Annotated in this window: 23 protein-coding genes, 1 tRNA gene and 1 riboswitch; of the genes, 17 read left to right on the top strand and 7 right to left on the bottom strand. The window is 41.8% G+C overall.

Annotation, left to right across the window (positions count from 1 at the left end; genetic code table 11):
• Window positions 1-26: 26 nt before the first annotated feature.
• Window positions 27-2,456: a zinc-dependent metalloprotease gene (locus AN392_RS06535; protein WP_055012240.1), complete on the top strand. Its 2,430-nt coding sequence runs from the start codon at window positions 27-29 to the stop codon at window positions 2,454-2,456.
• A gap of 139 nt (window positions 2,457-2,595) precedes the next feature.
• Window positions 2,596-3,369, top strand: a complete 774-nt coding sequence (locus AN392_RS06530) for a YggN family protein (protein ID WP_010390508.1) — start codon at window positions 2,596-2,598, stop codon at window positions 3,367-3,369.
• Window positions 3,370-3,472: 103 nt separating this feature from the next.
• On the opposite strand, the gene rsuA is transcribed toward AN392_RS06530, so the two are convergent.
• The gene (rsuA, locus tag AN392_RS06525; RefSeq protein WP_010390509.1) at window positions 3,473-4,171 is read right to left on the bottom strand and encodes a 16S rRNA pseudouridine(516) synthase RsuA; all 699 of its coding nucleotides are present in this window, start codon (window positions 4,169-4,171) and stop codon (window positions 3,473-3,475) included.
• 58 nt (window positions 4,172-4,229) lie between these two features.
• Here rsuA and zapE point away from each other — a divergent pair, with 58 nt between their 5' ends.
• Window positions 4,230-5,339, top strand: a complete 1,110-nt coding sequence (zapE, locus tag AN392_RS06520; protein ID WP_055012239.1) for a cell division protein ZapE — start codon at window positions 4,230-4,232, stop codon at window positions 5,337-5,339.
• A gap of 72 nt (window positions 5,340-5,411) precedes the next feature.
• Here zapE and galE read toward each other — a convergent pair whose 3' ends face one another.
• Window positions 5,412-6,428, bottom strand: a complete 1,017-nt coding sequence (gene galE / locus AN392_RS06515) for a UDP-glucose 4-epimerase GalE (RefSeq protein WP_055012238.1) — start codon at window positions 6,426-6,428, stop codon at window positions 5,412-5,414.
• A gap of 251 nt (window positions 6,429-6,679) precedes the next feature.
• Between galE and AN392_RS06510 the strand changes: the two genes are divergently transcribed.
• A complete protein-coding gene (locus AN392_RS06510; protein ID WP_010390512.1) occupies window positions 6,680-7,168 on the top strand; it encodes a DUF3016 domain-containing protein in 489 nt (162 codons plus the stop codon).
• Between the two features lie 63 nt (window positions 7,169-7,231).
• On the opposite strand, the gene AN392_RS06505 is transcribed toward AN392_RS06510, so the two are convergent.
• The gene (locus AN392_RS06505; protein ID WP_010390514.1) at window positions 7,232-7,522 is read right to left on the bottom strand and encodes a hypothetical protein; all 291 of its coding nucleotides are present in this window, start codon (window positions 7,520-7,522) and stop codon (window positions 7,232-7,234) included.
• Between the two features lie 116 nt (window positions 7,523-7,638).
• Between AN392_RS06505 and AN392_RS06500 the strand changes: the two genes are divergently transcribed.
• Window positions 7,639-7,848 (top strand): hypothetical protein, encoded by a 210-nt coding sequence (locus AN392_RS06500; protein WP_013463951.1) that lies wholly within the window; start codon window positions 7,639-7,641, stop codon window positions 7,846-7,848.
• Here AN392_RS06500 and epmB read toward each other — a convergent pair.
• Window positions 7,845-8,858, bottom strand: a complete 1,014-nt coding sequence (gene epmB, locus AN392_RS06495; protein ID WP_055012292.1) for an EF-P beta-lysylation protein EpmB — start codon at window positions 8,856-8,858, stop codon at window positions 7,845-7,847. The genes AN392_RS06500 and epmB overlap by 4 nt on opposite strands.
• 40 nt (window positions 8,859-8,898) lie before the next feature.
• Here epmB and efp point away from each other — a divergent pair, with 40 nt between their 5' ends.
• Window positions 8,899-9,465, top strand: coding sequence for an elongation factor P (gene efp, locus AN392_RS06490; protein WP_010390517.1), 567 nt, complete (start codon window positions 8,899-8,901; stop codon window positions 9,463-9,465).
• 60 nt (window positions 9,466-9,525) lie between these two features.
• The gene (gene epmA / locus AN392_RS06485) at window positions 9,526-10,500 is read left to right on the top strand and encodes an elongation factor P--(R)-beta-lysine ligase (protein WP_055012237.1); all 975 of its coding nucleotides are present in this window, start codon (window positions 9,526-9,528) and stop codon (window positions 10,498-10,500) included.
• 101 nt (window positions 10,501-10,601) lie between these two features.
• Here epmA and AN392_RS06480 read toward each other — a convergent pair whose 3' ends face one another.
• Window positions 10,602-12,701: a TonB-dependent receptor gene (locus AN392_RS06480; protein ID WP_013463954.1), complete on the bottom strand. Its 2,100-nt coding sequence runs from the start codon at window positions 12,699-12,701 to the stop codon at window positions 10,602-10,604.
• A gap of 102 nt (window positions 12,702-12,803) precedes the next feature.
• Between AN392_RS06480 and AN392_RS06475 the strand changes: the two genes are divergently transcribed.
• The 8 genes from AN392_RS06475 to AN392_RS06440 all read left to right on the top strand — a co-directional run bounded on the left by AN392_RS06475 (window position 12,804) and on the right by AN392_RS06440 (window position 20,448).
• On the top strand, window positions 12,804-13,202 hold the full coding sequence (locus AN392_RS06475) for a thioesterase family protein (RefSeq protein ID WP_008115476.1): 399 nt from the start codon (window positions 12,804-12,806) through the stop codon (window positions 13,200-13,202).
• A 115-nt stretch (window positions 13,203-13,317) separates the two neighbouring features.
• Window positions 13,318-13,716, top strand: coding sequence for an META domain-containing protein (locus AN392_RS06470; RefSeq protein ID WP_010390523.1), 399 nt, complete (start codon window positions 13,318-13,320; stop codon window positions 13,714-13,716).
• Between the two features lie 98 nt (window positions 13,717-13,814).
• A riboswitch (TPP riboswitch) is annotated at window positions 13,815-13,921 on the top strand.
• A gap of 142 nt (window positions 13,922-14,063) precedes the next feature.
• Entirely contained in the window at window positions 14,064-16,016 is a 1,953-nt protein-coding gene (thiC, locus tag AN392_RS06465; protein ID WP_055012236.1) for a phosphomethylpyrimidine synthase ThiC, read from the top strand.
• 103 nt (window positions 16,017-16,119) lie between these two features.
• Window positions 16,120-17,121: an FAD-dependent oxidoreductase gene (locus AN392_RS06460; RefSeq protein WP_055012235.1), complete on the top strand. Its 1,002-nt coding sequence runs from the start codon at window positions 16,120-16,122 to the stop codon at window positions 17,119-17,121.
• 6 nt (window positions 17,122-17,127) lie between these two features.
• Window positions 17,128-17,322, top strand: a complete 195-nt coding sequence (thiS, locus tag AN392_RS06455; RefSeq protein WP_055012234.1) for a sulfur carrier protein ThiS — start codon at window positions 17,128-17,130, stop codon at window positions 17,320-17,322.
• 5 nt (window positions 17,323-17,327) lie between these two features.
• Window positions 17,328-18,119 carry a thiazole synthase gene (locus AN392_RS06450; protein WP_055012233.1) on the top strand — a complete coding sequence of 264 codons (792 nt, stop codon included), beginning with the start codon at window positions 17,328-17,330 and terminating at the stop codon, window positions 18,117-18,119.
• A 21-nt stretch (window positions 18,120-18,140) separates the two neighbouring features.
• The gene (gene thiE / locus AN392_RS06445; RefSeq protein ID WP_055012232.1) at window positions 18,141-19,667 is read left to right on the top strand and encodes a thiamine phosphate synthase; all 1,527 of its coding nucleotides are present in this window, start codon (window positions 18,141-18,143) and stop codon (window positions 19,665-19,667) included.
• On the top strand, window positions 19,651-20,448 hold the full coding sequence (locus AN392_RS06440; RefSeq protein ID WP_055012231.1) for a HesA/MoeB/ThiF family protein: 798 nt from the start codon (window positions 19,651-19,653) through the stop codon (window positions 20,446-20,448). Before thiE ends, AN392_RS06440 begins: the two co-directional genes overlap by 17 nt.
• Window positions 20,449-20,540: 92 nt before the next feature.
• On the opposite strand, the gene asd is transcribed toward AN392_RS06440, so the two are convergent.
• Together asd and rsgA are read right to left on the bottom strand one after the other, a co-directional pair.
• The gene (gene asd / locus AN392_RS06435) at window positions 20,541-21,407 is read right to left on the bottom strand and encodes an archaetidylserine decarboxylase (protein ID WP_008115486.1); all 867 of its coding nucleotides are present in this window, start codon (window positions 21,405-21,407) and stop codon (window positions 20,541-20,543) included.
• A 14-nt stretch (window positions 21,408-21,421) separates the two neighbouring features.
• Window positions 21,422-22,480, bottom strand: coding sequence for a small ribosomal subunit biogenesis GTPase RsgA (gene rsgA, locus AN392_RS06430; protein WP_055012291.1), 1,059 nt, complete (start codon window positions 22,478-22,480; stop codon window positions 21,422-21,424).
• A 122-nt stretch (window positions 22,481-22,602) separates the two neighbouring features.
• On the opposite strand from rsgA, the gene orn reads away from it, so the two are divergent.
• Both orn and AN392_RS06420 read left to right on the top strand, forming a co-directional pair.
• A complete protein-coding gene (orn, locus tag AN392_RS06425; RefSeq protein WP_055012230.1) occupies window positions 22,603-23,148 on the top strand; it encodes an oligoribonuclease in 546 nt (181 codons plus the stop codon).
• A 132-nt stretch (window positions 23,149-23,280) separates the two neighbouring features.
• A tRNA-Gly gene (locus AN392_RS06420) sits at window positions 23,281-23,356 on the top strand.
• The last annotated feature ends 9 nt before the right edge of the window (window positions 23,357-23,365 follow it).

Below are 23,365 nucleotides of genomic sequence, written 5' to 3'. Positions count from 1 at the left end.
AAAACGCTAATAACAAAGATAAGATTATGCAAAAAATATCACGATTAAGTTACATACTCTTTACTGTGCTGCTCTGTATGATAACTCAAGCGCACGCAGCAATTAAGTCTATTGACGAATTTACTGAAAAAATGAACCATTTCCCTGGTTATTTTTCTTTCTTTTACGATACCCAAAACGGCAATGTGTATTTAAAAGTTGATAAACTTGAGCAACAATTTTTACTACAGCATAGCTTGCCTTATGGCGTTGGCTCTAACGATATAGGTTTAGATAGAGGCCAATTAGGCGGTACCTATTTGGTACAGTTTGAGCGCTTTGGCAACAAGGTGATGTTACGTGCCGTAAATACTTACTACCGTGCAAACACGAGTAATATAGCAGAGCAGCAAAGCGTTAAAGAAGCGTTTGCATCCAGCATTTTGGCGGGTTTTAAAGTTGTCGCTCAAGATGACAATGCTGCATTAATAGATTACACCCCTTATTTACTGAGTGACGTACATGGCGTAAGCCGTACTTTAGCTGCGCGCAAGCAAGGGCAGTTTAGCCTTGATGAGTCACGCAGTGCGGTATTTATGAATCGCTCAAAAGCATTTTTGAAAAATACTGAACTTGAAGCAATTCTCACCTTTAAAGGGTCTAAACCAGGTAAATACGTTCGCCAAGTGAGTGCTGATCCTTACACTTTGAGTGTGCACATGCACCATTCACTTATTCAATTGCCTGATGATAATTACACTCCTCGTAAATTTAGCCCGCAATCGGGTTATTGGAGTGTGGAGCATAAAAATTATGCAGCAGGGCTCGATGAGTCTATGTACGTGCGTTACATTCCGCGTCATCGTTTAGCAAAAAAAGATCCAAGCCTAGCAGTTAGTGAGCCAGTAGAGCCTATTGTTTATTACTTAGATCCCGGGGTACCTGAACCAGTAAAAACGGCTTTATTAGATGGCGGGCAATGGTGGAATGACGCTTTTAATGCAGCAGGCTATAAAAATGCCTTTAAAGTTAAAGTACTACCAAGTAATGCAGATCCTATGGATGTGCGCTACAACGTTATTCAATGGGTGCATCGTGCAACCCGAGGTTGGTCTTATGGCAGTTCAATTATAGACCCACGTACAGGCGAAATTATTAAAGGCCATGTGACACTAGGGTCGCTGCGAGTGCGTCAAGATATCCTTATTGCTGAATCACTCGCTGCGCCTTATTTAAAAGGCAATGAAGTGGCAGGTACTTTACATGCAATGGCACTTGATCGTATTCGTCAACTCAGTGCTCATGAAATTGGTCATACACTAGGTATTGCGCACAACTTTGCTGCGTCAGTAAATAATCGAGCTTCGGTGATGGATTATCCGCATCCGTTATTGAGCTTTGCAGATAATGGTCAGTTAGATGTATCTCAAGGTTATGCTAAAGGCATGGGCGCATGGGATACGCAAGTGATTAAATATGGCTACAGTGATTTTACCGGCCAAGATGAAAGCGAAGCACTCGCTGCTATTTTGCAGCAAAATAAAGCACAAGGTTTAGCGTTTATTTCTGACAGTGATGCCCGTGCCAAAGGTGGGGCTCACCCTACAGCGCATCTTTGGGATAATGGCAGTAATCCAAGTGAAGAATTACTTAGAGTACTTGATGTGCGAAAGCAGGCGCTCGGGCAGTTTGGTATTAACAATATAAAAACTGGGGTTGCACTGTCGCAGTTAGAAGAAAAGCTAGTGCCACTTTACTTGTTCCACCGTTATCAAGTTGAAGCGGTTGCAAAGCTTATTGCGGGCGTTGATTATGACTATGAAATTCGTAGTGACGCACCCGTTAAAGGCGCCCAAGTTGTAACTAAAGAGGCTCAGCAACAAGCCGTTAATGCTATTTTAGCCACCCTAAAAGCAAGTAATTTAACGCTACCAGAGTCGATACTGTCTTTGATTGTACCAAAGGCGTATGGCGAGTCTAAATCACGAGAAAGTATAGTGGGTCGTACCGGCTTAACTATGGATGCACTTGCATTACCTGAAGTGGCAGCGCAGCATAGCCTATCGCTATTACTTAATACTCAACGATTAAATCGATTAGCGCAGCAACAAGCACGAGATAACCGCTTTTATAGTCTAGATGAGCTACTTAAACAGTTAAACAAACAGGTGTTTAATGTATCAGCACCTGCCACCATGACAGGAAAAGTAACACAGCGAGTACAGTACTTAACGGCAAAAACCATGGCTGATCTTGTGGCTAACGACGGTTTAAGCCCTGAAGTGCAAGCGCAACTACATTTCTATTTAAGCAAGCTTGCTGATGAGTTTAATCAGCACTCTTTGCTAGGCCATCCTGAAGTGGGTGACAGTGCATTTAAAAATTATTTAGCGTCGCAAATTAATCAGTTTTTAACAACAGGGCAGTGGCCTGACAATTTTAAAGCCCTGCCAATACCACCAGGCTCACCTATTTAATAGTACAAGCCAGAGAATAAAGGCGCTGTGTAAACGTTACGTTTCATGGTGCCTTGTTTTTAGGCTGTTACTTTTGCTTGCATAAAGTTGGTTTTTTGTTAATCTAGCCACCCCCTATTTTAGTCTTTTTGAGGTGTTTATGGCGTTTTTATCTCGTTCGATATTGGCGTTATCAATGGCACTTTTAAGCTCCAATGCAATCGCACAAAAACAATGTGATGTTGAACTTCGTCATGGTTTAATTATTACCGATGATGTGATCCGTATTGTTGATAAAGGCCAAACCAGGGTGCAAATTAACAATAATAATCAATTGTTTATTCGAGGCTACTGGGTTGACTTAAGCACCGACGAAAGCAAAGTGCTAGAACAATTTAGCAATGGTATTCGTCAAACAGTTCCTGAGTTGGTCGATTTAGCGACCGATGGCGTTAACCTAGGACTCAGTGCTATTGAGCATGTTGTTGAGGGCATGTCAGATAAAGAACCCGAAGTGCTAAAAACGCAATTACAATATGTAGAACGCGCACTTATGGATAAGTTTAAACGTGGCGACGATTTCTTTTTTATAGCTCCTCAATCGCTTTCCCAAATTGATGATTTTTTTACTAAAGAAATTAGTCAAAAAATACACTCCGCAGTACATGGCTCTTTGGGTGCTATTTTAATGTCGCTTGGGGATGCGTTTAAATCTCGAGAAGGCAATATAGAAGATCGCATGAACGACATGGGGCAGCGCATGGATATCATCACCAAAGAAATCGATAAGTCGTTACAGAAAAAAGCCCATCAATTAGAACTTAAAGCCTCTGAATATTGTGAATGTTTAAACTCTCTAGATATTACTGAGTCTCGGCTGCAAGCGATTGTACCTGGGATGACAGACTTTGATTTAGTGCAGATTAAATCGTAAGAACAGAGATTAGGCAAGATTATAGAAGGCAACGAGCATCGAGCCTAGAGCGGCAGGTGAACAGCCCGAACCTCGTGAACCATTTCCTAACACCTAAACAACCTCACAGTTTTATCTCTGCGGCAGTTAATGGGCGGTATTCACCTGCAGCCAAATCTTCACCTAACTTTATACCCGCAATTTGTTCACGATGTAGTTCAACTACTTTGTTATCTACCGCTGCTAGCATGCGTTTCACTTGATGGTACTTCCCCTCAGAAATCGACAAACGTAAACCATAATTCCCCAAGCGTTCAGCAATAGCAGGGCGAGTTAAATCTTTTTCATTGTGAAGCTGCACACCGTCGCGTAATTGCTGCAGTGCATCATCGGTAATCGGCTCTTGGGTTTCGACTAGGTAAGTTTTAAATTTATTCTTTTTAGGCGAGGTAATTTTGTGTGACCAGTCGCCATCATTAGTAATAAGCACTAGGCCTGTGGTGTCTATGTCTAAACGCCCGGCAATGTGAAAGTCGGCCATGTTTGGCTCATCAAGCAAATCAAATACGGTTTTGTGTAACTCATCTGAATTAGCGCATACATAACCTACCGGCTTATTGAGCATAAAGTAGCGTTTACCTAAAAACACTAATGGCTGATCATGAAATAACACGTCATCTTGCTGAGTAACTTGAAAGTCGAATGCCGTGATCACCTCGCCATTAACGCTAGCCGCTTGGCTTTTTATTGCTGCACGGGCTTTTGAGCGTGGTAACTCTGCTAAATGGCTAATAAATTTATCTAAACGGCAAGGAAATTTCATGTTGTTCACATTTTTAGTCGGCTACAATGGCCGCGAGTATAGCGGATAGTGAAATACCATGACAGAGCCCAGTACAGAAATTTTAAGCCTGTACCATAGCAAGGTTTCATCAGGAGAGCTTGATTTCGATGCGGCGCAACACCAAGCCGTGAGTGCGTTACAGTCTTTAAGTGAGCAATTAAATCAGCCTGCAAGCTGGTGGCAAAAAGCACCTTCAATAAGGGGAATATATTTATATGGCCCGGTTGGTCGAGGTAAATCTATGTTGATGGACTTATTTTATGAAAACTTACCCACAGAGAAAAAGCAGCGCCTGCACTTTCATCATTTTATCGAAAAAGTTCATGCTCAATTGGCCAAGTTACAAGGGGATAAAAATCCGCTGCAAATAATTGCTAAACAGTGGGCCAAAAAGATAAAAGTGCTGTGCTTTGATGAGTTTTTTGTTAGTGATATTGGTGACGCCATGATCATGGCTCGGTTATTTAACGCTTTATTTGAACAAGGCGTGGTGCTAGTAGCAACCTCTAACGCAAAACCGGAGCAACTTTATTACAACGGTCTGCAACGCGCGCGATTTTTACCAACTATCGATTTAATAAATGAACATTGTCGTGTAATTAACGTAGCGGGGGAGGAAGATCACCGCTTTAGATACGGCAGAAGTAGTCGTCATTATTTTATTAACTTGCCCGATGCTGAATTTGAGGCTGGGTTTTTATCCGCACATTCTCAAGCAATGCGTAATAATACAATAACTGTGCATGGCCGAGTGCTTCCTTATTTATTAAAAACTGACGATGCTTTACTGATTGATTTTATGGCATTGTGCTCAGGCCCTCGTAGCGCCAATGACTATATGTTTTTAGCAGAACAGTTTTCGGTAGTATACATCGCGAATGTGCCAATAATGGGAAAAGAGGCAACTGGTAAAGTTATTGTGCATGGTATAGAAGATAGCTATCAGCGCGAAAAGCAGCAGTTAGATGAGCATACACTCGATGATGAAGCTCGGCGTTTTATTGCCTTAGTCGATGAGTTTTATGATTGCCACAAATTACTGGTGATTAACGCTCAGGCCGACATAAACGAGTTATACCAAGGTAAAAAATTAAGCTTTGAATATGCGCGAACCCAGTCACGGATTGTAGAAATGCAAAATTGGTAAGTACAACATTAAAACACCGCATTTAATTTAAATGCGGTGTTTTAATTTTAAGCTGATAACTTAAAGAAGCCTTTATGACTTATATCCATTTGGATTATTTGATTGCCAGCGCCATGTATCTTGCATCATAACATCAATGCCGCGCTCGGCTTGCCAGCCTAGTTCACTAAGCGCTTTTTCTGGCGCAGCATAACAGGCTGCAATATCACCAGGGCGACGAGGTGACACCGCATAAGGGATAGATTGGTCGCTAGCCTTAATAAACGCATTGACCATTTGTAATACTGAATAGCCGTTACCGGTACCAAGGTTATAAATAAGTGCGCCGGTTTCTGCGGCTATTTTATCAAGCGCTTTTAAATGCCCTAAGGCTAAATCTACAACGTGAATGTAATCGCGAACGCCAGTACCATCTACCGTGTCGTAATCATCGCCAAATATAGCGAGCTGCTTTAATTTACCAACCGCAACTTGTGAAATGAAAGGCAGTAAATTATTAGGAATGCCATTAGGATCTTCACCAATTAAACCTGACTCATGTGCACCAACAGGATTAAAGTAGCGCAAAATAGCAAACGCAAAGCGCTCATCTGATTTAGCGATATCTTGCAGCATCATTTCAACCATTAGTTTAGACGTACCATATGGGTTGGTTGTACCGCCAACGGGGAAGTCTTCGCGTATTGGTAAGCTTGCAGGGTCACCATAAACTGTTGCAGATGAGCTAAATACCAGTTTAAACACACCCGCGTCACGCATAGCATCAACTAGTGTTAATGTGCCTTGTACGTTATTTTGATAATACGCGATTGGTTTGGCTACCGACTCACCAACCGCTTTTAAACCTGCAAAATGAATTACACTATCAATGTTATGTTTTGCAAATACTGAGTCTAAAAAGGATTTATCTAAAATATCACCTTGATAAAAAGTAATTGCTTTACCGGTTATTTTTTTCACTCTCTCAAGTGACTCTTCAGAGGAGTTACTTAAGTTATCGATAACGATAACGTCGCTGCCTTGCTGTAAAAGTTCTAAAACGGTGTGTGAGCCAATATAGCCTGCGCCACCGGTTACTAAAATTGCCATGAATGCTCCTTGGAAACCTCTGTTCAATTACCCTAATTTCACCATAAATAATGAGTTTTTACATGTATTATTTTATTTGCTTTGTAATAGTATGATCGTAAACCGTACTTTCGATTACATTTTGTGCAATTTTAATAACACCTCAGCGTAAAGATTAAGTTATAGTTCATATGTAATTGCTAAAGTGATGTATAGCGATTTGTAAAATATTCAATTGATCACAATGATCAAAATACTCGTTGGAGAAACGTATGAACTTAGTTAAAAAAATAGCAATGTTGATGTGTATTGCACTACCGAGTGTTGTTTGCGCGGGTGAGGCTCAAGTGAAATGGCATGACTTTAATGATTATCGCGATGTACGCCCATCAAACCAAACTAAAGGCTCATACCATAAGCAAATAGCCAAAAGTATTGATGAACACTTTGCAAAGCTCAGCGAGCAACTTCCTAAAAACTACAGTTTAAAAATTGAAGTCACCGATTTAGATTTAGCCGGAGACGTACGCTATGGCGGTGTTAACGAAATCCGAGTGGTAAAACCTATTCACTTTCCACGCATTGAATTTAATTATGTGCTTAGTGATGAAAGTGGCGTTGTTGCACAAGAAGATAACGTAAGCTTAAAAGATATGGGTTTTATGGATAAAATTAAAATGGGTCGAGATGAAGCATTTTACTACGAAAAACGCTTATTAACAGAGTGGTTTGGTGAACAAATTTTACCGCGTATCAAGTAAGCTAAAGCTAATAATGCAAAGCATCTACTTTTGGTAGACGCTTTGCAAAGCAGTCGCTCATTTTTATTTAAAGGTCGCTAACAAGGTTAATAAGTTTTGTAGTTTAATAACTGCTTGTTTTAGCTTTTCCTCGTCTAAACCGTCGCTTGATAAGCTTTCTACATCAGCGGCAACGTCTAAAACGTACGGCTTAAAGCGTTTAGCTTCAAAGCTAAATCCAGCGTCCTCGGCAAATAAGGCTTTAAATTTTCCGTGGCCTTGCTGTTGTAACTCATCGAGTTTTTTATCAGCATCAAGCGCCTGACGGTAAACAATTTTTAAGTTGGCGTTGAGTTGTTCAATTATAGAATCCATGGTTTTCCTAAAGCTTAGTGCAATGTTGCCGATAAATACTTAAGTGGGTTGGTAAAGTAATTTACCAATTCAACGACTATAATACGTGTATTACATTTAAATGTCAGGTGTGAGTTATGAATATATCAGGTGGAAATCTACCTACAATCCCTGGTGCAGGCCAAGGCGCAGAGGTTTTAACTGCTGCTTTATCTAAAAAGCAACAGCAAGCTGATGGCGCCGCTGCACTTGCGCTTATTGAAGGTGCTACACAAACCTCAAGTGCACAAACACCGGCTAAGTCGGTTACTGCAACACTTGGGAATAATGTAAACGTTTATGTTTAAACCAATTTGAGGTCAATAGGGGTTTTACTTTTTTGGCCTCCTATTTCTCTTACTAGTTTAGGCACTAAAAATCCTGGCAGGGCCTCTAAAAGCTCTGCCATTATTTTTATGGCTTGTGCCTCATCTATATCAAAATGACTTGCGCCTTCTACTTTATCTAGTAAGTGTAAGTAATAAGGCAATACATTTGCATCAAACAACGCTTCACTTAAGTTTATTTGCGCATCAACTGTATCGTTCACGTCTTTTAAAATAACCGCCTGATTTAATAACAGTACATTGGCTTGTTTTAGCATGTTCATGGCGTTTTTAAAGTCACTATCTATTTCGTTAGCATGGTTAATATGATTCACGAATATAATTTTTAGTGGTGACTTTGCTAATCTTTCACATAATTGTTCAGTAATGCGTGCAGGGATCACAACAGGTAAGCGGCTGTGTATGCGCATCCGTTTTATTTGTGGTATTTGCTCAAGCTCATCTAAAAACCAACTAATAGCATCGTCTTTGGCCATTAGTGGATCGCCACCACTTAAAATCACTTCGTTAATATTTTTATCAGCTTGTATATAGCTCAATGCATCAATTAGGCTGCGTTTATTTAACTGGTTTTCTTGATAAGGGAAATGGCGTCTAAAGCAGTAGCGGCAATTTACCGCACAACCAGTTTTAAACATGACTAAAACACGTGATTTATATTTATGTAACAGACCTGGTTGATTGTTATCTTGCTCAAGTAGCGGATCTTTATTAAACCCCGACTTAGTTAAAAATTCTTGATGGCGAGGCATAACTTGCAGCAATAAAGGATCATTTGCATCGCCATGACGAATTTTTTTTATAAAAGGCAATGGCACACGAACAGGAAACAAGCTACGAGCTTTTATGTCGTTTTCATGGACTTGGCTCGATAAACCAACCATTTCTAACAACACTTTTGGGCAGGTAACTACATTTGCTAATTCTTTTTGCCAGTTTTTATGCAAATTTGCTTCATTTCTTTGTATCATTGGCACGTAGATTACTCGAAAAATATAAATAGAGGAAACGATGGCGAATTATAGCACCAACGAGTTCAAGGGCGGCCTAAAAATTATGATGGACGGCGAACCTTGCAGTATCTTAGAAAATGAAATGGTAAAACCGGGTAAAGGCCAAGCGTTTAACCGTGTTCGTATCCGTAAGCTTATCTCTGGCAAGGTACTTGAAAAAACCTTTAAATCGGGTGAATCGGTTGAAGGTGCTGATGTAATGGATACCGATTTAGCGTACCTATATACAGACGGTGAATTTTGGCATTTCATGAACAATGAAACATTTGAACAAATCGCAGCTGACGAAAAAGCACTGGGCGATGCTGGCAAATGGTTAGTTGAAAACGATGTATGTACTATTACATTATGGAACGGCAGCCCAATTGCTGTAACTCCACCAAACTTTGTTGAGCTTGAGATCACTGAAACTGATCCGGGCCTTAAAGGTGATACAGCGGGCACAGGTGGTAAACCAGCAACGCTTAGCACAGGTGCTGTAGTACGTGTTCCATTATTCGTACAAATTGGCGAAGTAATTAAAGTAGACACTCGTAATGGTGAATACGTGAGCCGTGTTAAGTAAGCAGTAACACGCCTTATTAATTAAATCCCGGCTTAAGCTGGGATTTTTTTTGGAGAAAATATGTCAGCAGATCTTTGGGCGCCGAGTGCCAGCATAGAAATACTTAAGCAACGCGCAGCGATTATGCGCAGCATTCGTGAATTCTTCTATGAGCGTAATATAATGGAAGTCGAAACACCGAGTTTAAGTGCTGCCAGTGTAACCGATGTGCATTTAGCCAGCTTTAATACTACATTTGTGGGCCCAGGCCATGCTGGTGGGCTACCCCTGTTTTTGCAAACATCTCCAGAGTTTGCGATGAAACGCTTGTTAGCGGCCGGCTCAGGCGCTATTTTTCAGCTTTGTAAGGCATTTCGAAATGAAGAAGCGGGCAGTCATCATAATCCTGAATTTACTATGCTTGAATGGTATCGGCCTGGGTTTGACGAATTTGCTTTAATGGACGAAATAGATGAGCTAATGCAGCTCATTCTTGAGGTTGCTCCTGCAGAGCGCGTTACCTACCAACAGGCATTTGAACGCGCGTTAGGAGTCGATCCATTAACTGTATCTATCACGCAGTTACAACAACTCGCATGCGAACATGGCTTTGCTGATATTGCTAAAAACGAGACTCATAAAGATACCTTGCTGCAATTATTATTTTGTATGAAAGTAGAGCCAACAATAGGACAAGATAAGCCATGTTTTGTGTATCACTTTCCGGCATCACAAGCGGCACTGGCACAAATTTGTAAACACGATGAGCGAGTAGCAGGGCGCTTTGAGTTGTATTATAAAAATATGGAGCTGGCTAACGGCTTTAATGAGCTCACTAATGCTAAAGAACAAGCAAAAAGGTTTAACGAAGACAACGCCTATCGTGCTGCTAACGGCTTAAAGCAAGTTCCTATGGATACGCGTTTAATTGCGGCATTGGAACATGGTTTAGAGCAATGTGCGGGGGTTGCATTAGGGGTTGATAGACTCGTGATGCTAGCAACCAATAAACAAAAAATAAAAGAAGTGATTGCGTTTGATGTGGCCAGAGCTTAAAGCAGCTAATTGCTTTTAGCGGTCAGCTATCAGATAAAAAACACCGCGTTTGCATTAAACGCGGTGTTTTCTATTCTCGAACTGACAACTGGTTCGCTGTATTACAGATTAAGCGTAAACGTAACGCCGGCCACACGTGGCTCACCTAGTTGAATGTAAGTTTGACTTGTATAACCATCTAACGGGTTGTTACCAAATTCAAAACCGCGAGTTGGAACGGTTTCATCAAACACATTACGTGCCCATGCACGAACAGCCCAGTTTTCTGCTTCGTAACCAAGGCTCGCATTTACTAAGTTTGTATTTGGAGCTTGTGCATTATGGCTGTCTGAGAAGTAATAATCGTCTTTGCCTTCAACGCCTAACATTGCATATAGCTCATCAGTAACATTGTAGCGTGCACTAAATGCGTATTGATATTTAGGCGCTTGTGCTTGCTCGCGGCCATCTTGGTTTAAGCCCGATTTAGTGACAAAGTCGTTTATTTTCGTATCTAAATAGCCAGCGCTACCGCTAATGAGTAAATTATCAGTAAGTAAGTAGCTGCCTTCAATTTCAAGACCGTAGTTGCTGCCAGAGCTGGCATTGGCGACATAACCGGTAAATTGTTGATCTGATACTTGCCACGACTTTAATTGAATATTATCGCGGTGCATATAAAATGCCGCTAAGCGCAGGGTAAACTTGTCATCTAGCGATGAACCTTTAACGCCAAACTCACCACTCCACAAGTATTCTGGATCAAAGCTGGTATGCTGTTTGAAAAAATCAGCATCTAAGCTTAAACCTTCATCTTTTGCTTTTGCTAGCGCTTCTGAATTAATACCACCAGCTTTGTAACCGCGGGTGATACTGGTGTAAATCATGGTACGGTCAATAACTTGGTATTCAAGTGCAATTTTACCACCGAGCATAATATCGTCAGTTTCTTCAATAAAACCGTTACTATCGGTGTAATCTCCTTGATATTGCTCAACTCGTAAACCAGTAATAAGCGTAGTTTTTGGGCCAATTGCTGTGGCTAATTGGCCATAAGCTGCAATGTTATTAGTTTCATAGGTTGAAGCAAACGGGTTGGCTAACCACGTATATTGACGCTCTAAATCCACATCACGGTTTTGATAGTAAATACCCGCAACCCAGTTACCTGCTTTACCAGTAAATTGCAGATCGAGCGCTTGATCATCACGATCGCGGCTATAAATATCTGTTGAACTATAACCATCAGGATGTAAACCGGCGGCACATAATTGCGGCTTATTAGTATCGTTACACACCCAGTCTTCATCAAAGCTATAAAAAAGTTCTGTATCAATGGCTGAAAGGTTTAAGTTGACATCAAAGGCATCAAAACCAGTGTAAGTATTATTCAGGCCAATAGCATAACTTTGTTGATTATCTTCGCCTGGTTGATCAGCAAGGCTGTTGCGAGAATTATCAAGAGTAAATGCATCGTAGCCGTTATTAATATCAATATAATGCAGGTTAAGTTCTGAATTTAAATGAGCTGTGAGTTGGCTGTTTAATTTAAAGCGTGCAACTTGCTCATCTTGATCTTGAGTGGGTTTATCTAAATAAAGGTTGTCTACGTAGCCGTCAGACTTTCTGCGAAAGTAGCTAACGCGGGCACTGGTGTCATCTGTTAAGCCTGTACTAGCAGCAAGGCCTGCTTCGTGGCTGTTATAAGTGCCAGCACCTAAATGTAATTTTAAGCTAGGATCGCTGGTTGCATTAGCTGATTGCATTTGGATCATGCCCGCCATGCCATCTGCACCAAAACGCGTACCTTGAGGACCACGGTAAATTTCTACTTGGTCAATATCAAACAATAATGAACTACCACCTAAGCCTGAATAATTAATACCGTCAATTACTAAGCCCACAGATGGGTTTATCGGGTCAACAAACTGCGAGCGTAAACCGACACCGCGAATTTGAATATAACGACCGCGAGACGCACCAGCAGCAAAGTTTACATTGGCTGCACTGGCTAACATTTCGTCTAAATACGTTGCACCACGTTGATTCATTTCATTTTCAGAAAATAAGCTGGCACTGGCGCTTAATGTTTGAATGCTTTCTTGCTGAAAGTCACCGGTAACAATGATTTTCTCTAGTTCGGTGTCATCTGCGTTAGCATATATAGGTGCTGCGAGCAGGGGTAATAACGTGGCTGTAATTAAAGACAAACGTAAGTTCATTAGGTTACTTAACTCCATTTTAGGGACTTGTATGGTAGCAATTATTTCAACACTTGTGCTATAAACGCGGCAATTATACGTTAAATAATTGGGATTACTAATATGACCTTTAAAGTAGACTTTAAGGTACGCGACTACGAATGTGACTTACAAGGTATTGTGAATAACAGTGTTTATTTTAATTATCTTGAGCACGCTCGCCACGAATTTTTATACGCACACGGCGTTGATTTTGCACAACTTGCGAAAGATAAAATTAACTTAGTAGTGATACGCAGTGAAATGGATTACAAACATTCCCTACTGCCAGGGGATGAGTTTTATGTGGCGATAGAGCCTGTGCGTATTAGTCGTCTTAAGTTTGCATTTAAACAAACGGTAGTGCGCAAACTAGATGAAAAAGTGATGCTCAATGCCTTAGTTATTGGTACATCGGTTAATGAGAAAGGTCGTCCATTTTTACCACCACAGATAGATAACTTATTCCAAGCCGTTGCATAGTGCTAAATAGCGTAACTTTTAAACAAAAATTTACATTTAAAATATGCATTTTTAACGGATAAACCTGACAAATATTGATACTATTACATTAATTAGACAATAAGTTAGTAGTAACATGAAATTAGCAGCAATACCGATGCTCGTAATCGGTTTATGTGTTGGTTGCGCATCAACAGGGACAGTTACCACTGAGCAGCTAAAATATACACAATGGCAATTATCAAAGGTTGATGATTTGGCTATTCCCGCGTCCTTTAAAGCATCAATGAGTTTTATAGAAGCGCTACAAATAAACGGCTTTGCCGGATGTAATAAGTTTTTTGGTGAAGGCTCACTTGAAGACAGTAGCCTGAGCGTAAGCAAATTAGGTATGACACGTAAATCATGTGGCCCTGAACTGGATGAGTTTGAACAACAGTTTTTACAAGCTCTGCAGCAAGGTGCAGTGCTTAACATGCAAGATCAAACATTGGTGATGCAAGCTGAACAAAAATTTGTGTTTATCCCAAAATAATTTTTGAGTTTTGAAAAACAGCCCCTTGCAGGGAATTTTCAACTGGCGTACACTCGTCGCAGATTTGATCAAAAGATTATCAAATCAACGAACAATTCAAATACTTGTCGGAGTGCCTAAGTTTTATTTAGGCTGAGATCGCGAAAGCGGGATCCGTGAACCTGATCAGGTTAATACCTGCGTAGGGAACAAGCTGCCTAACTAGGACGCTTGTGCGTCTTTTTTTATGCGCACAAAAAAAGCAACATCCGTCTTAGGCCGCAAAGTCGCATAAAGCTACTTTACGATCTTTCTCTATTCCTCAGCGGAATATCTGACAAGACAACCCTTTAGCAATGAGGTAAGTCATGTCAAATACAACAAATAAAGCCACCCGTCGCGAAACTCGTGCGGCCGCATCAGATTATATTTATAACCTTACAGGGCAACCATTCCCAAGTTCTCATAAAGTGTATGTTGAAGGCACGCAAGAAAATGTACGTGTGGGTATGCGTGAAATCACATTGAGCGATACTTTTATTGGTGGTGATGAACAAAACCCAGTGTATGAGTCAAATGCACCACTGCGTGTTTACGATACATCAGGCCCGTATACCGATCCTGAATTTAAATTGGATGTGCGCAAGGGACTTAATAAATACCGTGAACAATGGATTGAGAGCCGTAATGATACCGAAGTACTCGAGTCAGTAACCTCACAGTTTGCACAGCAGCGTATGGCTGATGATGGGCTAGATCATATTCGCTTTGAACATTTACCAAAAATTCGCCGTGCAAAAGCAGGTAAAAATGTCACCCAAATGCATTATGCCCGCCAAGGGATAGTCACCCCAGAAATGGAATATGTAGCGATACGTGAAAACATGGGGCGCGCGCAAATACGTGAAGAGTTACTAGCTGCGCAGCATAAAGGGGAGTCGTTTGGCGCGAGTATCCCTGAGTTTATTACTCCTGAATTTGTGCGTGATGAAATTGCTCGCGGACGCGCTATTTTACCTAACAATATTAATCACCCAGAAACCGAGCCTATGATTGTTGGTCGTAACTTTTTAGTTAAAGTTAACGCCAATATTGGTAATTCATCAGTGGGTTCATCTATCGAAGAAGAAGTAGAAAAAATGGTGTGGTCAACCCGCTGGGGTGCCGACACCGTAATGGATTTATCAACAGGACGTTACATTCACGAAACCCGTGAATGGCTGGTGCGTAATTCGCCAGTACCTATCGGTACTGTTCCAATTTACCAAGCACTTGAAAAAGTAAATGGCGTAGCAGAAGACCTAACCTGGGAAATATTTCGCGACACTCTGATTGAACAAGCAGAACAAGGCGTTGATTACTTTACCATTCATGCTGGTGTGCTGCTACGTTATGTACCAATGACAGCAAAACGCGTAACCGGTATTGTGTCACGTGGTGGCTCAATTATGGCTAAATGGTGTTTAGCGCACCACAAAGAAAACTTCTTATACACTCACTTTGAAGATATTTGTGAAATTTTAAAACAATACGATGTGTGTTTTTCACTAGGGGACGGTTTACGTCCGGGCTCTATTGCTGATGCGAACGATGAAGCGCAATTTAGTGAGCTTCGTACCTTAGGGGAACTGACAAAAATAGCTTGGAAGCACGATGTACAAGTGTTCATAGAAGGCCCTGGACATGTGCCTATGCATATGATCAAAGCCAATATGGATGAGCAACTTAAACATTGCGATGAAGCGCCATTTTATACCTTAGGCCCACTGACAACAGATATTGCCCCTGGGTATGATCATATTACCTCGGGTATTGGTGCAGCGCAGATTGCTTGGTATGGCTGTGCCATGTTGTGTTACGTAACACCCAAAGAGCATTTAGGTTTGCCAAATAAAGAAGACGTTAAAGAAGGCCTTATTACCTACAAAATTGCCGCTCATGCCGCCGATTTAGCGAAAGGTCACCCTGGTGCACAAGAGCGAGATAACGCGCTATCAAAAGCGCGCTTTGAATTTAGATGGCATGACCAGTTTAATATTGGTTTAGACCCTGTTCGCGCCCGTGAATATCATGATGAAACACTGCCGCAAGAATCAGGCAAAGTGGCGCATTTTTGTTCTATGTGCGGCCCTAAATTTTGTTCCATGAAAATAACCCAAGAAGTACGCGACTACGCCAAAGATCTAGAAGCGCGCGGTATTGATCCTAATAACGTGGGTGATGCCATTGAAATCAAAATGGTTGATGTTGAGGCCGAGATGAAAGCCAAATCTGAAGAGTTTAAGCAAACAGGCTCAGAGATTTACCATAAAGCAATATAAAATAGGTTGCGGGTTGTGAGCATCGAGTAGCGAAATGTTTATCTTAGCACCTTGTTGCTCGAAGCCAGAGACCCGCAGCTCGCAGCTAAATGTAGGAGTGTTTATGTTTTATGACATTGCTGTGGTGGGCTTTGGTTTAGCAGGGCGGTTGGCCGCGCTTGAGTTAAGTAAGCAACATCGTGTTACCGTATTTGAAGCCGATGATGAACATACTCAGAACAGTGCCGGTAAAGTGGCAGCAGCGATGCTAGCCCCCCTAGCTGAGTCTGTTATGTGCGAACGTGAATTGGCTTTAATGGGAGTGGATTCTATTACTCGCTGGCCTGCTATTTTAGAACAACTAAATAGCGAGGTATTTTTTCAACAGCAAGGTACCCTAGTGATTGCTCATCCGCAGGATAAAGGCGACTTACAAAGCTTTGCACAGCGAATCAAGCCGTTACTAAATTTTAGTGCTCAAGCAATTAATGCACAGCAAATTGAGCAACTAGAACCTGAACTGGCTGGTCGATTTAGCCAAGGCCTATTTTTGCCCGGTGAAGCGCAGATAGATAACCAAGCCTTTTACAAAGCCAGCTTTAGGTTGCTAAATAAGCGCAAAGTAAAGTTTGTATTTAATCAGCGCGCCAGCATCTTTGATAACAAAGTGAATAATCGAGAGTTTGATTACATTATTGATTGCAGAGGGCTTGGAGCCAAACAAGAACAGCCCCTTCGAGGCGTGCGCGGGGAAGTGGCAAGACTCTATGCACCCGAGGTTAATTTATCTCGGCCAGTGAGGTTAATGCATCCGCGTTATCCTATTTATATAGCACCTAAGCCGAACCATGAATATGTGATTGGTGCCACCGAAATTGAGTCTCAAGATAACGGGGCGGCAACGGTGCGTTCAACGTTGGAGTTACTTTCAGCCGCTTATACAGTGCACAGCGGTTTTGCCGAGGCTCGACTGTTAAATATTCAAACCGGGCTTCGCCCTGCGTTTAGCGATAACTGCCCACAAGTTACACAACTGGGGCAGGTAATTAGTATTAATGGATTATACCGCCATGGCTACATGCTCGCGCCGAGTTTAGTTGCTGATGCTGTTGCCAGAATAGAGTGAGGAATGATGGATATAATAATTAATGGTAAAGCGCTCACCCTAACAAGTAGCGAACTAAAACAGTGTTTAATTGAGTATGGTGCTAAAGCACCGTTTGCAGTAGCCATTAATGGCCAGTTTATACCTCAAGAGCAACATGCTAACTACACACTTAATGATGGTGATTGCATTGATGTGTTATCTCCGATTCAAGGAGGGTAACCATTATGTTACCTCCCGATAATATCACTATTTATGGCGAGCAATTTTCAAGTAGATTACTGATTGGCTCTGCGCTTTACCCATCTCCCGCGACGATGACTAAAGCAATTAATGCTTCAGGAGCGGATATTGTTACTGTGTCTTTACGTCGCCAGCAAAGCGCAGCTGCAGGAGATGATTTTTGGCAACTTATAAAGAATACAGGGCTCAAAGTTTTACCTAACACAGCAGGATGCCACAGTGTTAAAGAGGCCATTAATTTAGCTAAAATGTGTCGAGAAGTATTTGCTACCGATTGGATTAAGCTGGAATTAATTGGCGATGACTATAACTTACAGCCAGATCCTTTTGCTCTGCTTGAAGCCACTGAGATTTTAATTAAAGATGGGTTTAAAGTACTGCCTTACTGCACCGATGACTTAGTGCTTTGCCAACGTTTAGATGAATTAGGCTGCGAGGTGCTAATGCCATGGGGCGCGCCAATTGGTACCGGTAAGGGATTATTAAATAGTTATAACTTAAAGGCGATACGGGAGCGTTTACCTAACAGCACATTAATTGTAGATGCTGGGTTAGGTTTACCATCGCATGCCTGCCAAGCCTTAGAATTAGGGTATGATGCGGTATTATTAAATTCAGCCATAGCGGGCGCGGGTTGCCCTATTACCATGGGACGTGCATTTAAAGCAGCGGTTGAAGCAGGGCGCTTTGCTTATAACGCCAGAGCAATGCCAGAAAAAGACGTTGCGGCCCCATCAACCCCCACGATGGGTATGCCATTTTGGCATCAAACGTAAAAAATTAGGAAGTAGGTCATTATGAACAATGTAGTATGGACGATTGCGGGCTCAGACTCCGGCGGTGGCGCAGGTATTCAAGCTGATATTAAAGCAATGCAAAGCTTTGGTGTGCACGGTTGTACTGCGATTACCGCACTAACAGCACAAAACAGTTTAGGTGTTGAGGCGATTAATGCCGTCTCTACTGATGTGATTGAGTCGCAGTTATTGGCACTCGAAAAAGACATGAAAGCCAAAGTAATTAAAATTGGTATGTTAGCTAACGTGCAGCAAATTCAATTGATCAGTGAGCATATTAGCCATTACAAAGCGAAGTGGCCAACCCCGCCGGTGATTGTGTACGATCCTGTGGCTATTGCCTCAAGCGGTGACTTACTAACAGAAGAAGACACTGTAAGCGCGATTAAAGAATGCCTATTACCGCTGGTGGATGTAATTACCCCTAATACCCATGAAACACAGTTATTAACAGGTGTGTATTTAATTGGCCCCGCAGCAATTAAAGAAGCAGCAAGCAAACTAATGGCATGGGGTGCCAAAGCGGTGGTTATAAAAGGTGGGCATTGGGATTACCCAAGTGGTTACTGTATTGATTACTGCTCACAAGGTAGTGAACAGTACTGGTTGGGTAATGAAAAAATTCAGGTTCCGCACAATCATGGCACTGGCTGTAGTATGGCGTCTGTTATTGCTGCATGCCTTGCAAAGGACTATCCGTTAAAAGATGCGTTTATTTTAGCTAAAGCCTATATAAACCAAGGTTTAAAGCAATCAGTTCGCTATGGCGAGGGGATAGGGCCGGTTGCACAAACGTCGTTTCCGACTGACCTAGCGCATTACCCTCAAGTGATTGAAGCGGGTAGTTGGTTGGGTGATGAACTAGATTTTGATGTACCGCTTGATTTTAATATGGCAGCTGACTTTGCTGCGTGTGAAAGCAAAGCGCTTGGCGCTTATGCGGTAGTCGATAGTGTAGAGTGGTTAGAAAAATGCTTACAAAATGGTATTAAAACAGCGCAGTTAAGAGTTAAAAATAAAAGCGAAGATGAGCTGGAACAATTAGTCGCAAGCGCGGTCGCTTTGGGTCAGCAATACAGTGCACATGTGTTTATTAACGATTACTGGCAGCTGGCAATTAAACATGGCGCCTATGGTGTGCATTTAGGACAAGAAGACTTAGAGAGCGCAAATTTAGCGGCTATAAAAGAAGCAGGCCTGCGACTTGGGCTTTCTACCCATGGCTTTTATGAAATGCTTCGGGCGCATAATTACCGCCCAAGCTACATGGCCTTTGGCGCGATTTACCCTACCACCACCAAAGACATGGCAGGGCAAATTCAAGGGCTTGAAAAGCTAACTCGATTTGTGCCATTAATGCAAAGTTATCCTACTGTGGCTATTGGTGGAATTGATTTAAATAGGGCGCAAGAGGTTGCTAAAACTGGCGTGGGCAGTGTAGCCGTGGTACGTGCTATTACCGAGGCTGATGATTATGTAGAGGCAATCAATACCTTAAAATCGGTGATAAATGAGAATGCCTGCTAACATGCAAACGCAGCAGCTCAGCGACAAAGAAACTCTACGTTATAGCCGCCACTTATTATTAAAAGAGGTGGGGCTTGAGGGGCAGTTAACACTTAAAGCGGCAACCGTTGCTGTGGTAGGTGCAGGTGGACTAGGAAGTCCTGCGCTACTTTATTTAGCAGCTGCTGGTATCGGCACACTAATATTAATTGATGACGATACCGTTGAACTCTCTAATTTACAGCGGCAAATACTGTATAAAGTGAATCACTTAGGGCAGCAAAAAGTAAATGCAGCAGGGAAGGTGCTTGCGAGCCTTAACAATCAAATAAACATAGTGACTCACTCGCAAAAGTTGAGCGATGCTAACAGTGATGCACTATTCAGTAACGCCGATATCGTACTTGATTGCTCTGATAACTTTGCGACTCGTTACACCGTCAATCGTTTTTGCGTAAACAGCAAAACACCACTAATTTCTGCAGCAGCGCTAGCAACCCAAGGGCAATTAATGGGCTTTGACTTTAGGCAAACAGATAGCCCTTGCTATGGCTGCGTATTTCCACAAAATGATGCTAACCCTGTTGTTAATTGCGACAATGCGGGCGTTATTAGTCCCTTACTTGGTGTAATTGGCTCTATGCAGGCACAGCTAACTCTTAATATGTTGTTAGGTCATTGTGGTGGGAGTGTGTTTATAACCTTTGACGCATTAAGCTTAAAGCAACAGCATTTTAAGATGGCTAAAAATTTAGCGTGTAGAGAGTGCGCAAGTGTGAGTAAAGAACAGCTTCGCTTTTAACCTGAGCAAGCTCTTCGTCTACAAAAAAACACCGCGTTCAATACAATAAACGCGGTGCTTTTTAATTTCGATCTGACAACTGGTACTATTTATTAATCATCAATTTTTGCAAACGCAGTGCCTAAACGAGTTACCGTTTCAGGGCGTTGGTCATCAAAAATATCGGCTTTATCTGCACCCCATGCAAGCACAACTGTTGAGCCTAATTTAAAGCGGCCCATTTCTTCCCCTTTCTTAAGGGTGATCGCGTTTTCGCCTTTAGTTGGGTAGTTCCAGCTAAACACATCGCTGCCAGCTGGTGGAGTGACTGTGCCAGCCCAAATAGTTTCTATGCTAGCAACAATGGTTGCGCCTACAAGGACCATAGCAAGCGGGCCAATTTCAGTTTCAAAAATTGCTACTACACGCTCGTTACGGGCAAATAAGTTCGGTACGTTTTGTGCGGTAAGAGGATTTACCGAAAATAAATCGCCCGGTACATAAATCATTTTGCTTAGCGTGCCATCAATTGGCATGTGAATACGGTGGTAATCTTTTGGTGCCAAGTAAATAGTTGCAAATTTACCACCTAAAAACGGTGTTGTGTCGTCTTCTGAGCCACCTAACAACGCTTGTAAGCTGTAATCATGGCCTTTAGCTTGGATTAGTTGGCCGTCAACAATATCGCCAAGCTGGCTGATTGCGCCGTCAACAGGGTGAATAATAATATCGTCATCTTCAACCATAGGACGAGCACCGTCTTTTAACGGACGGGTAAAAAATTCATTAAAAGTTTTATAGTGAGCAGGGTCAGAATATTTAGCCTCACTCATATTTATTTTGTATTGTTTAATGAATAATTTAATTAATGTTGTTGTTAATGCGCCCGCTTTTGCAGCTGCAAGTTTACCTACTACACGAGAAATAAAGTGCTTTGGCATAGCATATTGCATGGCGATTTTAAATTTATCTAAACTCACAGGTTTTTCCCTAATTATACGCGAGGCGCACGCGCGCCGGCACGGCCATCGGCCATGGTTTCTAAAATACGGTGATAGCTTTCAAAACGTAACTTTGAGATATCGCCATCAGCGACTGCTTGCTGAATTATACAGCCTGGATCGTTTAAGTGTTTACAGTCTCTAAAACGGCATCCACCTATAAACTCTCTAAATTCTTTAAAACACCAAGTGACTCGTTCAACATCTAAATGCCATAAACCAAACTCACGAATACCCGGTGAATCAATTAAATTACCGCCACTTGGTAAATGATGCAGACGCGATACTGTGGTGGTGTGCTGGCCTAGACCGCTGTTTTCAGACACTTCTTTAGTCAAAATTTCAGCATCCGGCAGCACAGTGTTTACTAAGGTAGATTTACCCACACCACTTTGGCCAACAAAAATATTGTTTTTGCCTACAAGTACTTCTTTTAATTCATTAATGCCTTCGCCGGTTATATTACTAACTAGCAGCACCTGGTAATTAAGTTTACGGTAAATATCGAGTATTTGTTGTATTTCGTTTAAACCAGTTTCATCAATTAAATCAATTTTATTAAGTACTAAAATCGGCTCAATGCCCATGTCTTCGCAGGCAATTAAATAGCGGTCGATAATGCTTGGCGTAAACTCAGGCAGTACTGCTGATACCATTAAAATTTGGTCTATATTCGCGGCAATAACTTTTACACCGTCGTAAAAATCAGGGCGCGTTAACTGTGAACGACGTTCTTGAGTTGCTTCAATAACACCTGCTAAATCGCCTTCACTTACTTTTGCACGACGAAATAATACCTCATCGCCACATACTAAATTTGATACGGTACGGCGAATATTACAGCGAAGAACATCGCCATTTTGGGTTTCTACGTCGGCATGTTGCCCAAAGCGGCTAATAACAATCGCATTTTCCACTTGACCTAAATTATCTGTTTGCCACTCTTGCGCGCCGACTTTTGCCGGTTTTTTATCGGCATTCGATAAACGCTTTTGATGATTGGCCTTGATCCTACGGGATTGGCCTTTACTTAATTTTTTCTGTTTTGCCACTTGAGGCCTATAACCTGAGTTAAATGCCGAGTTTGCCAAAAAAAGCTTTAGCTCGACGGTTGATGCTAATATGATATATCGAAATGCGTTGGATCTAAAGAAAAGCACCGTTTAAGGTAATTATGACTATTAATAAATCAAATTTAATTTGGCTCGATCTGGAAATGACCGGACTTGAACCAGAGACTGACAAAATACTTGAAATTGCAACTGTTGTCACTGACGCTGATCTGAATATATTAGCCGAAGGGCCAACGATTGCCATTCATCAAAGTGATGAACTACTGGATGGCATGGATGAGTGGTGTACAACTCAGCATGGCAAATCTGGATTAACGGCACGCTGTAAGGCAAGCACGTTTGATGAAGCTTATGCCGTGGAACAAACTCTCGCGTTTATAAAGCAATGGGTGCCAGCGGGTGCTTCACCTATGTGTGGTAACTCGATAGGCCAAGACCGCCGCTTTATGAATAAGTATATGCGCGAGCTTGAAGACTTCTTCCATTACCGTAATTTAGATGTCAGTACCATTAAAGAACTTGCTCGTCGTTGGAAACCAGATGTGTTGGCTCAAGTGAATAAAAAAGGGTCGCATTTAGCGTTAGACGACATTAAAGATTCGATTATGGAATTAAAGGTTTACCGAGAAAAGTTTTTTAATTTATAAAAAATACTTGCAAAGCCCCCTAATTATTGTAGAATCCTGCCCCGCTCAAGACGATAACCCCCGCGGGGTTAGTGTGTTTGGGCTTAGGTTAAAAGAACAGGTTTAATATTGATAGAACCTAGAACCTAGAATGCGGCACTAGCTCAGTTGGTAGAGCGCGACCTTGCCAAGGTCGAGGTCACGAGTTCGAGCCTCGTGTGCCGCTCCAATTTCTCAC

It is taken from the genome of Pseudoalteromonas sp. P1-16-1b, from assembly GCF_001401785.1.
Lineage (GTDB): Bacteria > Pseudomonadota > Gammaproteobacteria > Enterobacterales > Alteromonadaceae > Pseudoalteromonas > Pseudoalteromonas undina.
This window is presented reverse-complemented; position numbering and strand designations above follow the sequence as displayed.

What these genes read in the sequence shown, in the direction of transcription:
- orn (WP_055012230.1), top strand. Translation starts at nt 22,603, where the DNA reads ATGACTATTAATAAATCAAATTTAATTTGGCTCGATCTGGAAATGACC.
- AN392_RS06510 (WP_010390512.1), top strand. Translation starts at nt 6,680, where the DNA reads ATGAACTTAGTTAAAAAAATAGCAATGTTGATGTGTATTGCACTACCG.
- epmA (WP_055012237.1), top strand. Translation starts at nt 9,526, where the DNA reads ATGTCAGCAGATCTTTGGGCGCCGAGTGCCAGCATAGAAATACTTAAG.
- AN392_RS06475 (WP_008115476.1), top strand. Translation starts at nt 12,804, where the DNA reads ATGACCTTTAAAGTAGACTTTAAGGTACGCGACTACGAATGTGACTTA.
- thiS (WP_055012234.1), top strand. Translation starts at nt 17,128, where the DNA reads ATGGATATAATAATTAATGGTAAAGCGCTCACCCTAACAAGTAGCGAA.
- AN392_RS06480 (WP_013463954.1), bottom strand. Translation starts at nt 12,701, where the DNA reads ATGAACTTACGTTTGTCTTTAATTACAGCCACGTTATTACCCCTGCTC.
- AN392_RS06460 (WP_055012235.1), top strand. Translation starts at nt 16,120, where the DNA reads ATGTTTTATGACATTGCTGTGGTGGGCTTTGGTTTAGCAGGGCGGTTG.
- AN392_RS06440 (WP_055012231.1), top strand. Translation starts at nt 19,651, where the DNA reads ATGAGAATGCCTGCTAACATGCAAACGCAGCAGCTCAGCGACAAAGAA.
- AN392_RS06530 (WP_010390508.1), top strand. Translation starts at nt 2,596, where the DNA reads ATGGCGTTTTTATCTCGTTCGATATTGGCGTTATCAATGGCACTTTTA.
- AN392_RS06505 (WP_010390514.1), bottom strand. Translation starts at nt 7,522, where the DNA reads ATGGATTCTATAATTGAACAACTCAACGCCAACTTAAAAATTGTTTAC.
- AN392_RS06500 (WP_013463951.1), top strand. Translation starts at nt 7,639, where the DNA reads ATGAATATATCAGGTGGAAATCTACCTACAATCCCTGGTGCAGGCCAA.
- AN392_RS06535 (WP_055012240.1), top strand. Translation starts at nt 27, where the DNA reads ATGCAAAAAATATCACGATTAAGTTACATACTCTTTACTGTGCTGCTC.
- AN392_RS06450 (WP_055012233.1), top strand. Translation starts at nt 17,328, where the DNA reads ATGTTACCTCCCGATAATATCACTATTTATGGCGAGCAATTTTCAAGT.
- galE (WP_055012238.1), bottom strand. Translation starts at nt 6,428, where the DNA reads ATGGCAATTTTAGTAACCGGTGGCGCAGGCTATATTGGCTCACACACC.
- epmB (WP_055012292.1), bottom strand. Translation starts at nt 8,858, where the DNA reads ATGATACAAAGAAATGAAGCAAATTTGCATAAAAACTGGCAAAAAGAA.
- zapE (WP_055012239.1), top strand. Translation starts at nt 4,230, where the DNA reads ATGACAGAGCCCAGTACAGAAATTTTAAGCCTGTACCATAGCAAGGTT.
- efp (WP_010390517.1), top strand. Translation starts at nt 8,899, where the DNA reads ATGGCGAATTATAGCACCAACGAGTTCAAGGGCGGCCTAAAAATTATG.
- thiC (WP_055012236.1), top strand. Translation starts at nt 14,064, where the DNA reads ATGTCAAATACAACAAATAAAGCCACCCGTCGCGAAACTCGTGCGGCC.
- AN392_RS06470 (WP_010390523.1), top strand. Translation starts at nt 13,318, where the DNA reads ATGAAATTAGCAGCAATACCGATGCTCGTAATCGGTTTATGTGTTGGT.
- thiE (WP_055012232.1), top strand. Translation starts at nt 18,141, where the DNA reads ATGAACAATGTAGTATGGACGATTGCGGGCTCAGACTCCGGCGGTGGC.
- rsuA (WP_010390509.1), bottom strand. Translation starts at nt 4,171, where the DNA reads ATGAAATTTCCTTGCCGTTTAGATAAATTTATTAGCCATTTAGCAGAG.